The 13,980-nt window shown below is 73.1% G+C and carries 13 protein-coding genes and 1 pseudogene; 5 read left to right on the top strand and 9 right to left on the bottom strand.

The features are described from left to right. The coding region (locus tag ACWEN3_RS26010) for a hypothetical protein (protein ID WP_452975528.1) at positions 1 to 187 on the bottom strand (187 nt) is incomplete at its 3' end. Positions 188 to 341: 154 nt separating this feature from the next. On the opposite strand from ACWEN3_RS26010, the gene ACWEN3_RS26005 reads away from it, so the two are divergent. Then, on the top strand, positions 342 to 1,766 hold the full coding sequence (locus ACWEN3_RS26005) for an APC family permease (protein WP_452975525.1): 1,425 nt from the start codon (positions 342 to 344) through the stop codon (positions 1,764 to 1,766). Here the strand turns inward: ACWEN3_RS26005 and ACWEN3_RS26000 are convergent, their stop codons facing one another. Beyond that, entirely contained in the window at positions 1,767 to 2,915 is a 1,149-nt protein-coding gene (locus ACWEN3_RS26000; protein ID WP_452975523.1) for a CapA family protein, read from the bottom strand. A 244-nt stretch (positions 2,916 to 3,159) separates the two neighbouring features. On the opposite strand from ACWEN3_RS26000, the gene ACWEN3_RS25995 reads away from it, so the two are divergent. The 3 genes from ACWEN3_RS25995 to ACWEN3_RS25985 all read left to right on the top strand — a co-directional run bounded on the left by ACWEN3_RS25995 (position 3,160) and on the right by ACWEN3_RS25985 (position 5,477). Beyond that, positions 3,160 to 3,729, top strand: coding sequence for a sigma-70 family RNA polymerase sigma factor (locus ACWEN3_RS25995; RefSeq protein WP_452975520.1), 570 nt, complete (start codon positions 3,160 to 3,162; stop codon positions 3,727 to 3,729). 143 nt (positions 3,730 to 3,872) lie between these two features. Continuing rightward, a complete protein-coding gene (locus ACWEN3_RS25990; RefSeq protein ID WP_452975517.1) occupies positions 3,873 to 4,388 on the top strand; it encodes a hypothetical protein in 516 nt (171 codons plus the stop codon). A gap of 435 nt (positions 4,389 to 4,823) precedes the next feature. Next, positions 4,824 to 5,477 (top strand): zf-HC2 domain-containing protein, encoded by a 654-nt coding sequence (locus tag ACWEN3_RS25985; protein ID WP_452975514.1) that lies wholly within the window; start codon positions 4,824 to 4,826, stop codon positions 5,475 to 5,477. Positions 5,478 to 5,481: 4 nt separating this feature from the next. Here the strand turns inward: ACWEN3_RS25985 and ACWEN3_RS25980 are convergent, their stop codons facing one another. The 3 genes from ACWEN3_RS25980 to ACWEN3_RS25970 form a co-directional block, all read right to left on the bottom strand. Beyond that, positions 5,482 to 6,345: an Fpg/Nei family DNA glycosylase gene (locus ACWEN3_RS25980; RefSeq protein ID WP_452975511.1), complete on the bottom strand. Its 864-nt coding sequence runs from the start codon at positions 6,343 to 6,345 to the stop codon at positions 5,482 to 5,484. A gap of 40 nt (positions 6,346 to 6,385) precedes the next feature. Continuing rightward, positions 6,386 to 8,464 carry a SpoIIE family protein phosphatase gene (locus ACWEN3_RS25975; protein ID WP_452975508.1) on the bottom strand — a complete coding sequence of 693 codons (2,079 nt, stop codon included), beginning with the start codon at positions 8,462 to 8,464 and terminating at the stop codon, positions 6,386 to 6,388. A gap of 67 nt (positions 8,465 to 8,531) precedes the next feature. Continuing rightward, positions 8,532 to 10,103: a DUF6777 domain-containing protein gene (locus ACWEN3_RS25970; RefSeq protein ID WP_452975506.1), complete on the bottom strand. Its 1,572-nt coding sequence runs from the start codon at positions 10,101 to 10,103 to the stop codon at positions 8,532 to 8,534. 101 nt (positions 10,104 to 10,204) lie between these two features. Between ACWEN3_RS25970 and ACWEN3_RS25965 the strand changes: the two genes are divergently transcribed. Continuing rightward, entirely contained in the window at positions 10,205 to 11,626 is a 1,422-nt protein-coding gene (locus tag ACWEN3_RS25965) for a lipase maturation factor family protein (RefSeq protein WP_452975503.1), read from the top strand. Here ACWEN3_RS25965 and ACWEN3_RS25960 read toward each other — a convergent pair. The 4 genes and pseudogenes from ACWEN3_RS25960 to ACWEN3_RS25945 all read right to left on the bottom strand — a co-directional run. Further along, positions 11,614 to 12,453 (bottom strand): amidohydrolase family protein, encoded by an 840-nt coding sequence (locus tag ACWEN3_RS25960; protein WP_452975500.1) that lies wholly within the window; start codon positions 12,451 to 12,453, stop codon positions 11,614 to 11,616. The two genes, ACWEN3_RS25965 and ACWEN3_RS25960, sit on opposite strands and share 13 nt — an antisense overlap. Next, positions 12,450 to 12,764 (bottom strand): L-rhamnose mutarotase, encoded by a 315-nt coding sequence (locus ACWEN3_RS25955; RefSeq protein WP_452975497.1) that lies wholly within the window; start codon positions 12,762 to 12,764, stop codon positions 12,450 to 12,452. The genes ACWEN3_RS25960 and ACWEN3_RS25955 overlap by 4 nt, the downstream gene beginning before the upstream one ends. Next, the gene (locus tag ACWEN3_RS25950) at positions 12,761 to 13,732 is read right to left on the bottom strand and encodes an aldo/keto reductase (RefSeq protein WP_452975494.1); all 972 of its coding nucleotides are present in this window, start codon (positions 13,730 to 13,732) and stop codon (positions 12,761 to 12,763) included. Before ACWEN3_RS25950 ends, ACWEN3_RS25955 begins: the two co-directional genes overlap by 4 nt. Then, a pseudogene (locus ACWEN3_RS25945) lies at positions 13,729 to 13,932 on the bottom strand (SDR family oxidoreductase); the annotation flags it as partial. The pseudogene ACWEN3_RS25945 and the gene ACWEN3_RS25950, both read right to left, overlap by 4 nt. Positions 13,933 to 13,980 lie beyond the last annotated feature (48 nt).

Here is a 13,980-nt window from a genome sequence, read left to right as displayed (position 1 = left end):
GGTCGATGGAGACGCCGGGCTCGGCGGCCACCTCGGACTTGAGCAGCGCGTCGGCGCGGGGCGCGGCGGTGCGCCGGACGGCGACAATGGTGTCAGTCGGCCGAGCAGGCCGACCCCGGCCCCGTGGACTCGAACCGACCAGATCTTCGTCGGCGAGCCTACCCGGCTGGTCCGGCCCGCCGCGCACCTGTGGCCGTCAGGTGTGGGACGCGGCCGGCGTGCGACCGGTCTCGCGGACATGGTCTGCGGGCCGGGCCGTGCGTGGCGTCTTCACAGTGGGGCGCACCTGGGCCATCATGATCGGCCGTCAGCCGTTTGCCGTAGGCGAAGAGGTGAGGCACATGGCAAGGCTCCGCCCGGGTGAGGGGATTCTCCGCCGCAAACCCATCGAGCACATCGAGGAGACGGAGGTCGGCGAGGGCCCCCGGCTGGAGAGGTCGCTCGGGCTGTGGCAGCTCACGGCGATCGGTGTGGGCGGCATCATCGGCGCCGGCATCTTCACGCTCGCCGGCACGGTGGCCCACGGCACGGCCGGGCCCGCGGTGCTGGTGTCCTTCCTGATCGCCGGCGTCGCGAGCGCGTGTGCGGCGCTGTCGTACGCCGAGTTCGCGGGGCTGATCCCGAAGGCGGGGTCGGCGTACACCTACGGCTACGCGGTGCTCGGTGAGTTCGCGGGCTGGTTCATCGGCTGGGACCTGCTGCTGGAGTACACGGCGATCGTGGCGGTCGTCGCGATCGGCATCTCCGGCTACTTCGGCTTCCTGGTCCAGGAGATGGGCGCGAACCTGCCGCACTGGATGCTGGGCGCGCCCGGCACCGGCCCCGGGCACCGGGTGGACCTGTTCGCGGTCGTGCTGTGCCTGCTGATCGCCTGGCTGCTGAATCTCGGCATCCGCAGCGCGGCCCGCTTCGAGACGTTCGTGGTCGCGCTGAAGGTGGTGGTGGTGCTGCTGGTGATCGCGGTGGGCGTGTTCCACATCAACAGCGCGAACTACCACCCCTTCTTCCCCTTCGGTATCAGCGGCGCCTTCACCGGTGCGGCGACGGTGTTCTTCGCGGTGTTCGGCTACGACGCGATGTCGACGGCGGCCGAGGAGTCGAAGGACGCGCAGCGGCACATGCCGAAGGCGATCATCTACTCGCTGGCGATCTCCATGGTGCTGTACGTGGCGGCCTGCCTGGTGCTGACCGGCATGCAGAACTACAAGGACATCGACCCGGAGAGCGGCTTCTCCTCGGCGTTCAAGTCGGTGGGGCTGAGCGGGCTGGCCGACGTGATCGCGGTGGGCGCGATCATCGGCATCCTCACCGTGATGTTCACGTTCATGCTGGGCGTGACCCGGGTGTGGTTCGCGATGTCCCGGGACGGCCTGCTGCCGAGGTGGTTCGCCAAGACGCACCCGACGAGGCACGTGCCGACCCGGGTGACCTGGATCGTCGGGGTGGCGTCGGGCCTCATCGCCGGGTTCCTGCCGATCGCCGAGGCGGCCGAGCTGACCAACATCGGCATCCTCCTGGCGTTCGTCGTGGTGTGCGCGGCGGTGATCAGGCTGCGCTACCGGCGTCCGGACCTGCCGCGCACCTTCCGCACGCCGTGGATGCCGTTCGTGCCCGCCCTGGGCATCGTCTTCTCGATCTGGCTGATCACGTTTCTGCAGTGGCAGACGTGGGTGCGGTTCGCGGTGTGGTTCGTGATCGGCTGCGTGATCTACTTCAGCTACTCGTACAAGCGCTCGGCGCTGGCCGGGCGCCCGCCGGCCGAGTGATCACTCCCCCATGACCAGGCCGTCCTTGGCGGCGCCGCGGCTGAGCACCACGTCCCGGATCCGGTCGCGGACCCCGCCCAGCTCGGCGCCCCCGGCGATGGCCCGGTTGACGTCGACGACGCGGCCCGCGTCGAGGTCGTACAGCTGCGGGAGGAACTCGGCCCGCGTGACCTGCCAGCGTCCGCCGGGACGGGCGGGCGGGGCGAAGGTGAAGCGGCCGATGGTGGACTCGTTGCTGCGCGAGTCGCGGGCGCCCCGGTCGTTGTACATCTCGCCGGCGATCTGGTCGCCCATGCCGTAGATCACCCAGGTGCCGTTGACCTTCTCGTACGGCTGCGGGACATGGGCGTGGGTGCCGAGGATCAGGTCGATGTCGGGGCGGCCGCCCGTGGCGGCGGCGGTGAGCCGCCGGGCGAGGTCGAGCTGCGTCTGGTCGGGGGCGTCCTGCCATTCGGGGCCCCAGTGCACGGAGACCACGACCACGTCTGCGCCGGCCTGCCGGGCGGCGCGCGCGTCGGCGATCATCCGGTCCGGGTCGGTCAGACTGACCGCCCAGGACGCTCCGGCCGGCAGCGGGCGGTCGCCGGTGCCGAAGGTGTACGACAGCTGCGCGACCTTCGCCGGACCGGCCTGGTACAGGGTCACGGAGCGGGCCTCGGCCTCGGTGCGGGCGGTCCCGGCGTGTCTGAGGCCCACCGCGTCCATCGTGTCCAGGGTGCGTTGGACACCGGGGGCGCCGTCGTCCAGGGCGTGGTCGGAGGCGGTGGAGCAGCCGTCGTAGCCGGTCTCGACGAGGCCCAGGGCCATCTGGGGCGGGGACTTCAGGGCGGGGGATCCGGAGCGCTCGCCGGCGGCGCCGTAGACGGTGTCCATGTGACACAGCGCCAGGTCGGCGCCGCTGATCACGGGTTCGACGCCGAAGAGCATGGGCCGGAAGTCGTAGCCGCCGCCTTGGGCGTCGTAGGCGGCGCGGTCGACCACGGAGGGGTGCGCCAGGACGTCACCCGAGGCGACGAGGGTGAAGCCGCGGGTGACGGCGGGCGCGGGCGCTCCGTCGACGGAGTCCTGCCGCTCCTGGTTCTGGCAGGCGGCCGCGGCGGCCAGGACGGCGGTCAGGGCCAGCGCCACCTGCTGTCTGCGTCCGATCATCAGTTCACCCCAGGATCATTTCGTCTGTACGGACGTCGTATGCGCAGACATTGCCGTGCCAGGCATATAGGTATAAAGGCGACTCTCCGTATAAGCAGCCCAGGTACTCTCATTGCCCCATCCGGAGCCACCCCCGAGCGGCCCAGGAACGCTCGCCCTACCGTTCGCCGACGCGATCGACCGTCCGTCGCAGAGCCGTGCGCGCGCCCTGTCCGCCGGCCGCCCCCCGCGCTGCGATACGGCCATGACGGCCGGAACCTCACTGATCCACCGCACGACACCGCCGACCCACGGGACGACGACCGCCGAGCACGAGCTGGCCGCGCTCCAGCGCGAGCACGGCGGCCCCCTCTTCGCCCTGCTGCTCCGGCTCTGCGACGGGGACCGGCAGCGTGCGGAGGACCTCGTCCAGGAGACGCTGCTGCGCGCCTGGCAGCACCCCGAGGCGCTGCACGCCACCGGCTTCGACTCCGTACGGCCCTGGTTGCTGACCGTCGCCCGGCGGCTCGCGATCGACGCCCGGCGGGCCCGGCAGGCGCGGCCCCCGGAGATCGGCGACGCCGTCCCGGAGAGCGCGCGGATCACCGCCGACCACGCCGAGCGGGCCGCCGCGATGCTGGACGTCCGGGAGGCTGTGAAGACACTCACGCCGGAACACCGTGACGTCCTTGTACTGGTGTATTTCCTCGGGGCCAGTGTGGCGGAAGCGGCACAGACCCTCGGCATTCCACCCGGTACCGTGAAGTCCCGCGCGTACTACGCGCTCCGTGCCCTGCGCCGGGTCCTTCCGGGTTATACGACCGACCTGCGGTGAAACCGGAAGCCTGGTCAAACCTCGGCAAAGCGCCTTGCTGTGGCCCCCTCCTGGGCAATGGGCTGTCCTCATCCATGTTCCGGGCGGGGGCGGGTCCCGGGGGAACGGGTGACGCGCACGCACCGGAGGAAGGGCAGGAAGGAATGCTGCACAGAGGTCACGAGAGCACGGACGGTACCGGCGGCGGTGAACTGGCCGTCCCCATGGCCTGGTTGTACGCCGAGTACATCGCCGACGAGCTGCTGCGCACCGGCGATCTGATGCCGCCGACGTCCTTCGAGTTCCGGGCCGGCCGGGACGCGCTGGCGCTGACCGTCTTCCTGTCCGACACCGACGGGGAACTCTCCGGCATCCGGGTGATCTCCCAGCTGGAGCACTGGCTGTCGCTGACGGCCTACGACCAGCCGTGGCGGGACTGGGTACAGGAGCGCATGGCCGAGCTGGCCGACCGGGCGGCCGGCTCCGCCGCCCCCTCGCCCGACCTGGCGCTGGCGGCGGACGCCTGGCGCTGGCTGGAGGAGACGGAGCTGCTGGCCCCGGACCTGGACGCGGTGCCGGGCGGCGGCGCGCTGATCGGCGAGGACGACGGACCGAAGGTATGGACCCCGGCCTGGCGGCTCGGACTGCCCCTGGGGCACCTGGCGATCCATCTGTTCTGACGGGCGGGGGCCTGGCGGCGAGCGGTGTCCGGGCGTCTTCCGGTCGCCGGGCGTCGTCCGGCCCGGGCGCCATGCTGTTTCCGGGTGGCGTCCGGTCCGCGTGTCGGCCGGGTTCCGGGCGTCGTCCGGCTGAGGGGCATGCTGTTTGCCGATGGCGTACGGCTGAGACGCATGCTGTTTCCGGGCGGCGTCCGGCCCGGAGGGCAGTCCGCTTCCGGGAGGCGTCCGGCCTGGGTGCCAGCCCGTTCCACGGCCGTCCGGTCCGCCGGTCGGTCGGGTTCCGGAAGTTTTCCGGAATCGGACCAATCCGTGGGCCGGGCCGCTCCGAATCTCTGTCCGCGATTCTCTGCGTGGCTTGAGTGATTCGGCTGTCGACTGCGTACGGATGGGAGCAAGGAGTAACCCCACCCACACCCATCGGCACGAGGATTCGGCATGAGGTCCCTGGAACGGCATCGCGACGTCGGCGCGTACGCGCTCGGCGTGCTGGACGAGGCGGAAGCCTTCCGCTTCGAGGACCACCTCATGGAGTGCCCTCAGTGCGCGGCACAGGTGACCGAATTCGGGCCTGCGGCACGGCAGTTGATGCTGTACCGACGGGCCACGCCGCGCTTTGTGCACCCCATGGCGCAGCCCGGTCCCCGGCTGCTGGACAGGCTGCTCGGCGAGCTGGGGCACCGGCACCGGGCGCGGCGCCGCCGTTTTCTGTACGGGCTGGCCGCCTCCGTGGTGCTGGCCGTGGCCGGACCGGGGATCGTGGCCTTCTCGGGACACGCCGATCCGGCGGCCGGGGTCGTCACGGCGACCGATCCGCACACCGGGGTGTGGGCCGAGGTCAGGGCCGCCGACGGGGACGCCGGCAGTCAGCTGCGGCTGAAGGTGAAGGACGGCACCGGGCCGCACACCTGCCGGTTCGTCGTCGTGGGCCGCGACGGCTCCGAACAGGTCATCGGCACCTGGACCGACTCCGGGCACGGCGCCCCCATGCTCACCGCGCTCGGCGCCTCCGCGATGCATCCGGACGAGATCGCCCGCTACGAGGTGCGCACCCAGGACGGGCAGCACCTGGTGACGCTCACCGCGCAGTAGCGGGTCACTTCAGCAGCCGGGAGAGTCTGCGGTCCGCGAGGGGCTTGCCGCCCGTCTGGCAGGTGGGGCAGTACTGCAGCGAGGAGTCGCTGAAGGAGACCTCGCGGATGGTGTCGCCGCACACCGGGCAGGCCTCGCCGGTGCGGCCGTGGACGCGCAGGCCGCTCTTCTTCTCGGACTTCAGCCGTCCGGCGGCCACCCCCCGGGAGCGCTCGACCGCCTCGGTGAGGGTGGTGCGCAGCGCCTCGTACAGCTGGTGGGTCTCCTCCGGGGTGAGGGACGCGGCGAGCTTGAACGGGGACATCCTCGCCGCGTGCAGGATCTCGTCGCTGTAGGCGTTGCCGATGCCGGCGATCAGGGACTGGTCCCGCAGGGCGCCCTTCAGCTGCCGTCTCTCGTCCTTGAGCAGGGCGGCCAGGCGGTCCTCGTCGAAGCCGGCGGCGAGCGGGTCGGGGCCGAGGCGGACGATGCCCGGCACCTCGTGCGGATCACGGACGACGTACACCGCGAGGCGTTTCTGGGTGCCGGCCTCGGTGAGGTCGAAGCCCTCGCCCGTCTCCAGCGCCACCCGCAGCGCGAGGGGGCCCTTGCCCGGCTTGGGCGGGCCGTCGGGCAGCCGGTCCTTCCACTGGAGCCAGCCGGCGCGGGCCAGATGGGTCACCAGGTGGAGTCCGCCGTCCGTCTCGAGGTCCAGGAACTTGCCGTGCCGGCGCACGGCGGTCACCCGGGCGCCCTCGAGGGCGGTGACGGGCGGGTCGTACGTCTTCAGGACGCTGACGGCGGCCGGCAGCACCCGCACCACCCGGCGGCCGACCAGGTGCTCGGTGAGGAAGTCCGTCAGCGCTTCTACCTCGGGCAGTTCCGGCATACGTCCAGAGTGCCATCCGGCACCGACAACGCCCCGCGGCTCACTCGTCGCCGTCGGTCAGCCGGAACTCGCACCAGACCGCCTTGCCGCCGCCGCGCGCCTCCACGCCCCAGTCGTCGGCGAGCATGTCCACGAGGAGCAGGCCGCGGCCGGAGACACCGCTCTCCCCCGCGTCGCGGCGACGGGGCAGGGCGCTGGAGGAGTCCTCCACCTCGATGCGGAGCTTGCGGTCCCTGGTGCCGAGGGCCCGCAGGGTGAGGATCGCGGCGCCCTCGGTGTGCATCAGGGCGTTGGTGATCAGCTCGTCGCCGACCAGCTCGATCTCGTCGGCGCGCTCGCCGGCGCCCCAGGAGCGGACCGCCGCGCGGATCATGTGCCGGGCCTGGGTCAGGGCCTCGGGGTCGCCCGGGGCCACGTGCTGCTGGAGGCGGCCGCCGGGCCGCGCCGCCTCCGGGACATGGCGGCGCAGCAGGAGCAGGGCCACGTCGTCGTCGCCGCCCTGCTCCTCGGCCAGCTGGATCAGCCGGTCAGCGAGGGCGCGTACGTCGTCGGGGCCCTCGCAGATGCGGTCCGCCAGGGCGCGCATGCCGTCGTCGAGGTCGGCGCCTGGCTGCTCGACGAGCCCGTCGGTGCACAGCAGCAGGGTGTCACCGGGGTCGAGTTCGAGGGTGGAGACGGGATACGCCAGCCGGCCGAACTCGGCGGACAGCCCGAGCGGCAGTCCGCCCTCGACGGGGATGCGGCGGCAGCTGCCGTCGGCGTCCCGGATCAGCGGGTCGATGTGCCCGGCGCGGACCACCTGGACGACCCCGGTGGACAGGTCGGCCTCGGCGTACAGGCAGGTGGCGAAGCGGTCGGTGTCGAGTTCGTGGAGGAAGACGGAGGCGCGGGCCATCACCGTCGCCGGGGTGTGCCCCTCGGCGGCGTAGGCGCGCAGCACGATCCGCAGCTGGCCCATCACGGCCGCCGCGTGCGTGTCGTGGCCCTGGACGTCGCCGATGACCGCGCCGACCCGGCCGCCGGGCAGCGGGATCAGGTCATACCAGTCGCCGCCGATGTCCCGGCCCAGGGCGGCCGACCGGTAGCGGACGGCGATGTCGGCGCCGCGCACGCTGGGGATGGTGCGGGGCAGCATGGCCTGCTGCAGGCCCTGGGCGAGGTCCTTGTCCTGCTCGTAGAGCATGGCGCGCTGCATGCTCTGCGCGATGCTGCTGCCGAGGGCCATCAGGACGGCGCGCTCCTCGGCCGAGAAGCCGCGCCGGTCGCTGTAGAGCAGGCCCATCGCGCCGATCGGGCGGGCCTGGGCGATCAGCGGGAGGTAGGCGGCCGAGGTGATGTGCAGGCCGGTCAGGTGCGGCCAGAGGATGGGGTAGTCGGCGGCGAACTCCTCCGGCGATTCGATGAAGCGCGGGCTGAGCGTGCGGACGACCTCGCCCATCGGGTACGGCTCGTCTATCCGGGTGATCCGGGTGCCGGGGACGGAGGCGGTGGCGGGGCCCTCGGCGACGAGCCGGATCCGGCCGGCCTCCACCAGTCCCATCACCAGGCTGGCGGCGCCGAGGTGCCGGATGCCGTGGGTGTCCTTGAGGACGGCGATGACGTCCTGGACGCTGCGGGCGTGGGCGAGGGCGGCGGAGATGACCTGGACGATGTTGGTCTGCTGGCGGAAGGCCTCGTCCTGGGCGGCGCGCAGGCTGCGGGGCGCGCTGTCGGCGAGTTCCTCCGTGGCGTCGCGGACGATGCCGACGACCCGGCGCGGGCGGCCGGTCGTGTCGCGGCGGATGTAGCCCTGGGTGTGGGTCCAGCGGGGGGCGCCGTCCCGGCAGCGGATGCAGAAGTAGGCCCCGTAGTTCTCGCTGCCGTCCTTGATGGCCCGGGCCACCACCGAGTCCAGCCGGGCCGCCTCCGGCTGCGGCACCCGCACGATCAGGGACTCGGGGCGTCCGTCGTACTCCTCGGGCAGCAGGTCGAACACCGCGTGCGCCTGGGCGTCCATGTGGAACAGGCCCGTGTCCAGGTCCCAGTCGAAGGTGCCCATGCGGTTGAGCGCCAGGATCGGGTCCGGGTGGGCGGGCCAGTCCTCCGGGAGTATCAGGGCACGCGCTCCCCGATCAGCCATGGGGCCACCTTGCCAGGATTCGCCGGATTCTTCGACCCCGTCGGACGGACACGGTCGGGGCCCCTACTCAGCCGTCGACGGCACCGGCCGGACTGTCGGGGACGCTGTCGGAGGCCCCCGAGGAGCCGGGCGGGGAGTCGGGCGGGGAGTCCGGGATCAGGCCCTCGAAGTCGCGTGGATCGGGGGTCTCGGGAACGCTGCGCGGGCCGATGTCGTCGCGGGTGTCCGGCGAGCCGGTCGGACCGACCTGGCCGGGGGTGTCCGCGGCGCGGGTCGGGCCGACCTCGGCGGGGGTGTCCGCGGCGGCGGTCGGGCCGATCTCACCGGGGGTGTCGGCGGCACCGGTCGAGCCGATCTCGCCGGGGGTGGCCGGCGCGGGGCCGAGGGCCGACGGGTCCTGCGGGAGGGCCGTACCGGAGAGCGGGGTGCGCTGCTCCGCGGAGCCGGCGTCGAAGCCGGAGCCGGAGCCGGAGCCGGAGGCTGAACCGGTGCCGGAGCCGGAACCGGAGGCTGAACCCGGGCCCGAGCCCGAACTGGATCCGGATCCGGAGCCTGATCCGGGCCCGGAGCCCGAGCCCCTGGCGCTGTTCGCGGCCCCGCCGCGGTCGCCGGCCACGGAGGGGGCCATGGGACAGGCCGCGGGGCCGGCCGGCTGTGGCAGTGCCGGGGGCGCGCAGCCGGTGGTGGGGGCCTGGGCCGGGCGTGTGGCATCGGGGGACCCGCCGCCGGTCTCGCCCGCGGCGACGCCCGGCCGGTTCGTGGGGGCGTTCGGCTGCCCGGTGCCCGGCGGTGGGAGGTGGGTGGGGACGGTGAGCGCCGCGTCCGGGGGCGCGGTGGTGGACCGGACGGGCGGGGCCACGACGTGGTCCTTGCCCACGTCGAGACCGATCCGGCGTTCGATCCAGGTGTTCGTCCTGACGTCGACGAGGGTCAGACTGCGGACGGTCTTCGGCGCCGGGGCCACCACGATCACCTGGTTCGGCCGGTAGCCGGACCAGGCGGTGCCCCGGGCCCCGACGCCGCCGCGGGACTCCTCGGGCGGCCGCAGCGGGTTGCCGCAGGCGCAGCGCACCCGTGGCACGCCCCGGTTGTCGACGAGCACGGCGGTGCCGGCCTGGAGCACGGCCTGGTATCCGGTCACCCGTCCGCCGCGGTAACCGTGGTTGGTGACGCGGGTGTCGGCGCGGAGCAGGACCGGGGTCAGTCCGCGCAGATAGCCGGGCAGGGCCGGGCGGGAGACGCCGACCGCGTGGGCGAAGGCCTCGCCCCTGGCCCGGTCCGCCGCGAGCCGGCCGATCTGCCGCTCGGCGTCGCAGCCCGCGACGTGCGCGCTGCCGCTGTAGAGCCCGGGGGTCTCCCCCGACAGGGTGCGCGCCGCCGCCAGTGGGGCGACGGCCAGCCCGGCGGGCGGCGCGCTGATATCAGCGGTCCGGTCGCCGGCGGTCGGCCTCGTCGCGGTGGCCGTGGGGCCGGTCGCCGTCGAGTCGGTGAACGGGTCGGGCCCCTGGGCCGCGGAGGGCTGCAGAAAAACCTCCTCGCCCAGCTGGGCTTCCTTGACGGCGGTGCCGGCGCAGCCCGCGAGGAGCAGCGCCACCGAGAGCACGCAGGCCGCGACGATGGATCCGGGGGGTATGCGCACCGTGCACTCCGCATCACTGTGGGTAATTGCTCACTATTGTTTGCATTGCACCCTTTTGGCTGGCAACTCGGCGGCAACGCCATGATGGAGGCGACGCAGCCGTGGACTGGTTCACCGCATCCGACTACTGGCTGAGCCGGCTGGTCCTCCAGCGGGCTCTGGCCGCCCTGTATCTCGTCGCGTTCCTGACGGCGGCCCTGCAGTTCCGGGCTCTGCTGGGCGAGCGCGGCATGCTGCCCATCCCCCGTTACCTGACGCGGATCCCCTTCCGGCGGGCGCCGAGCCTGTTCCACCTGCACTACTCGGACCGGTTCTTCGCGGCCGTGGCCTGGGCGGGCTGCGCGGTGTCGGCCGCGCTGCTCGCGGGGGCGGACTCCCTGCTGCCGCTGTGGGCGGGCATCCTGCTGTGGCTGGTGCCGTGGGCGCTGTACCTGTCGATCGTGAACGTGGGCCAGACCTGGTACGCGTTCGGCTGGGAGTCGCTGCTGCTGGAGACGGGCTTCCTGGCCGCGTTCCTCGGCAACGACGAGGTGGCGCCGCCGGTGGTCGTGCTGTTCCTGCTGCGCTGGATCCTGTTCCGGGTCGAGTTCGGCGCCGGGCTGATCAAGCTCCGCGGCGACGCCTGCTGGCGGAAGCTGACCTGCCTGTACTACCACCACGAGACGCAGCCCATGCCGGGTCCGCTGAGCTGGTTCTTCCACCATCTTCCGAAGCCGCTGCACCGGGTGGAGGTGGCCGCCAACCACTTCACGCAGTTGGCCGTGCCGGTCCTGCTGTTCACCCCCCAGCCGATCGCCTCGGCCGCGGCCGCGCTGATGATCGTCACGCAGCTCTGGCTGGTGCTCTCCGGGAACTTCTCCTGGCTGAACTGGATCGCCATCGTGCTGGCCCTGTCCGCGCTGCGGCTCCCGGCGACGGCGCCGTCCGTGCCGCCGGCGCCGCTGTGGTACGAGGTCGTGGTGCTCGCGGTCGCCGCGCTGCTGGTGGGCCTGAGCTACCACCCGGTGGTGAACATGGTCTCCCGTCGCCAGGTCATGAACCGCTCCTTCGACCCGCTGCACCTGGTGAACACCTACGGCGCGTTCGGCAGCGTCAGCCGGGTGCGCTACGAGGTGGTCGTCGAGGGCACGCTGGACGAGGTGCCCCGGGAGGATTCCGACTGGCGGGAGTACGAGTTCCGGGGCAAGCCGGGCCGGCCGCGCCACTGGCCGCGCCAGTTCGCGCCCTACCATCTGCGCCTGGACTGGCTGATGTGGTTCGCCGCGCTCTCGCCCGCCTACGCCGGGGAGTGGTTCGGCGGCCTGGTGGAACGCCTGCTGGAGAACGACCGCGACACGCTGCGGCTGCTGCGCCGCTCCCCCTTCCCGCCGGACACCCCGCCCCGCTTTGTCCGCGCCGGTCTCTTCCGCTACCGCTACACCACGTGGCGGGAGCTGCGGGAGACGGGGGCGTGCTGGGAGCGGACGTATGTGCGGGAGTATCTGCCGCCGACGCGGCTGGCCGGGGAGGTTCAGAGGTCGTAGACGCGCCGCGCGGTGCCCTCGTACACGGCCGTACGCTCCGCGGCGCTCAGCTCCGCCGTCAACTCCGCTGTGACTTCGAGGACTTGGCCGTAGGTGGCGGCCAGGGTGCACACGGGCCAGTCGGAGCCGAACATCAGGCGGTCGGGGCCGAAGGCCTCCAGGGCGGTGGCGGCGTACGGGCGCAGGTCGCCGGTGGTCCAGCCGGCCCGGTCGGCCTCGGTGACCAGGCCGGAGAGCTTGGCGACGGTGTTGGGCAGGGCGGCCAGCGCGCGCAGGCGGGATGCCCAGGGTTCGAGGGTGCCCGAGGCGATGGGCGGCTTGCCCAGGTGGTCGAGGACGAAGGTGAGGTGCGGCAGCGCCGCGGCCGCCTCGGCGCAGGCCGGGAGCTGGTGGGGCAGGACCACCAGGTCGTAGACCAGCCCGGCGTCGGCCACGGCGGTGAGGCCGCGCCGCACGTCCGGTCGCAGCAGCCACTCGGGGTCGGGTTCGGACTGCACCTGGTGGCGGATGCCCTTCAGCCGGTGTCCGCCGGGCAGTTCGCGCAGTCGGGCCAGTTCGCCGGCGACGCCGGGCCGGGTGAGGTCGGTCCAGCCGACGACTCCGGCGACCGGTTCGGGTCCGGCCGCCAGGGCCAGCAACTCGGGGGTCTCCTCGGGGACGGCGACCGTCTGGACGAGGATCGTGCGGTCCACTCCGGCCGCGCGGGTCTCGGGCGCCAGGTCGGAGAGGGTGAAGTTCCTTCGCAGGGAACTGAGTTCGTGGCCCCGGATCCAGTCCTGGTCGCGGACCGTCAGGTCCCAGACGTGGTGGTGGGCGTCGACGGTCACGGCAGTTCCCATACGACGGGCAGACCGGCGTCGGCGCCGCCTGGGGAGTAGTCGTGGACGACGTCGAGCAGCTCGGACATCCGCGCCTGCCAGGCCACGTTGACCGGGAGCTTCTCGAGTTCGGCGAGCAGGCGGCCGTAGTCCTCGCACTCCACCAGGTGGAACAGGTCGGTGCGGCTGCGCCAGATGGTCCAGGAGGTGGCGCCGGCGGCGCGGATGGCGTCGGTGAGCGCCTTCGGGACCTCGCGGTGGGCCGCCTCGTACTCGGCGATCCGGTCGGCGCGGACCTTGGTGTGCAGGGCGACCCTCATACGGGACCATCCTCTCGGGGCAGCAGGCCGGACTGCCGCAGCTCCTGCCAGAACCCGGACGGGGCCCGCGCCGCGAACTGGCCGGCGCAGTCGTGGACTTCGGCCGCGGAACGGGGGCCGGGCAGGACGCAGACGACGGCCGGATGGGCGATGGCGAAGTTCAGCGCGGCGGCCCGCAGGGTGGTGCCGTGCCGCTCGGCGACCGCCTTGATGCGCAGGGCGCGGGCCAGCAAGTCCGGTGGCACGCGCGCGTAGTCGTACGTCGATCCGGGGGCCGGATCCGCCAGCAGGCCCGAGTTGAAGACACCGCCGAGGACCACCGGCACCCCGTGCTCGGCGGCCGTGGGCAGCAGCTCGCCCGCGGCGCTCTGGTCGAGCAGGGTGTAACGGCCCGCGCACAGGACGACGTCCACGTCGGTGTCGCGGACGAACCGGGTGAGCATCCGGGCCTGGTTCATGCCCGCGCCGATCGCGCGGACGACGCCTTCGGCGCGCAGCTTCTCCAGGGCCGGATAGCCCTCGCGGAAGGCCTGCTCGGCGTGGTCGTCGGGATCGTGGAGGTAGACGATGTCGACGCGGTCCAGGCCGAGGCGGTCCAGGCTCGCCTCCAGGGTGCGGCGGACGCCGTCGGCGCTGAAGTCCCACACGCGGCGGTGGGTCGCGGGTACGGCGAAGCCGCTCGTCAGGTCGTCGCCGGTGCCGTCGGCGGGCTCGAGGCGGCGGCCGACCTTCGTGGAGACGGTGTACCGGGCGCGGTCGTACTCCCCGAGGGCCTCGCCGAGCCGCCGCTCCGACAGGCCGAGGCCGTAGTGCGGGGCCGTGTCGAAGTAGCGGACGCCCCGCTGCCAGGCGGCGCGCACGGCGCCGTGGGCCTGCTCGTCGTCCAGCGGGGTGTACAGGTTGCCGAGCGAGGCGGCGCCGAAGCCGAGCGGGGTGACCTCGACACCGCCGCGGCCGAGGGTGGTCACCGGCTCACCGCCGGGCGCAGCCTGAGGCCCTGCATGCCGCCGTCGACGGCGAGGGCGGTGCCGGTGGTGGCGCCGGACAGCGGGCCGGCCAGGTAGGCGATGGCCCCGGCGACCTCGGCGGCGGTGACCAGCCGTCCGGAGGGCTGCCGGGCCTCCCGGGCGGCGCGCTCCGCGGCCGGGTCCGGGGCCGCGTCCAGCAGGAGCCGTGGATGGGCTCAGTCCTCTGACGGAACGGCAAGTTGATGGTC

It is taken from the genome of Streptomyces sp. NPDC004561, assembly GCF_053602155.1.
The sequence above is the reverse complement of the archived record's forward strand: the minus strand, read 5'-3'. Positions and strand labels throughout refer to the sequence as shown.

Excerpts from the sequence above, each read along its gene's own strand:
- ACWEN3_RS26000 (WP_452975523.1), bottom strand. The coding sequence starts at position 2,915 with ATGATCGGACGCAGACAGCAGGTGGCGCTGGCCCTGACCGCCGTCCTG.
- ACWEN3_RS25995 (WP_452975520.1), top strand. The coding sequence starts at position 3,160 with ATGACGGCCGGAACCTCACTGATCCACCGCACGACACCGCCGACCCAC.
- ACWEN3_RS25985 (WP_452975514.1), top strand. The coding sequence starts at position 4,824 with ATGAGGTCCCTGGAACGGCATCGCGACGTCGGCGCGTACGCGCTCGGC.
- ACWEN3_RS25975 (WP_452975508.1), bottom strand. The coding sequence starts at position 8,464 with ATGGCTGATCGGGGAGCGCGTGCCCTGATACTCCCGGAGGACTGGCCC.
- ACWEN3_RS25980 (WP_452975511.1), bottom strand. The coding sequence starts at position 6,345 with ATGCCGGAACTGCCCGAGGTAGAAGCGCTGACGGACTTCCTCACCGAG.
- ACWEN3_RS25955 (WP_452975497.1), bottom strand. The coding sequence starts at position 12,764 with ATGAGGGTCGCCCTGCACACCAAGGTCCGCGCCGACCGGATCGCCGAG.
- ACWEN3_RS25990 (WP_452975517.1), top strand. The coding sequence starts at position 3,873 with ATGCTGCACAGAGGTCACGAGAGCACGGACGGTACCGGCGGCGGTGAA.
- ACWEN3_RS26005 (WP_452975525.1), top strand. The coding sequence starts at position 342 with ATGGCAAGGCTCCGCCCGGGTGAGGGGATTCTCCGCCGCAAACCCATC.